This is a genomic window from Dietzia sp. UCD-THP (genome assembly GCF_000349585.1).
GTDB classification, from domain to species: Bacteria; Actinomycetota; Actinomycetes; order Mycobacteriales; family Mycobacteriaceae; genus Dietzia; species Dietzia natronolimnaea_A.
Window position 1 is genome coordinate 1 of the sequence record NZ_KB714665.1, and the last position, 276, is coordinate 276.

At 71.4% G+C, this 276-nt stretch carries 1 protein-coding gene; it reads left to right on the forward strand.

Annotated elements, in window-relative coordinates:
* Positions 1-17: 17 nt before the first annotated feature.
* A partial coding sequence (locus H483_RS39770; RefSeq protein WP_193746914.1) for a hypothetical protein occupies positions 18-276 on the forward strand: 259 nt, incomplete at its 3' end.

Genomic DNA, 276 nt, shown 5'->3' on the forward strand with positions numbered 1-276 from the left:
ACCCGAAAGGAGCGACCATGCTCACGTCGCCCACGTTCACCGTCCCCGGCGCCGAGGGGATCGCCGCCGCCTACGCCGAGATGCGCCACTACGGCGTCACCCCGCTCGTGACCAGTGACTGGCTCACCGAGCAGATCGAGGCCACCGCCCACCAGGACATCGCCCAGCAGGTCGACCGCAACCACGGCGCACCCGCCGAGCGCCCCGTCACCGTCGACGCTCGCGTCCGCCGCGAGATCGACCGCGCCATCAACGTCGCCGTGGCCGTCTACAACC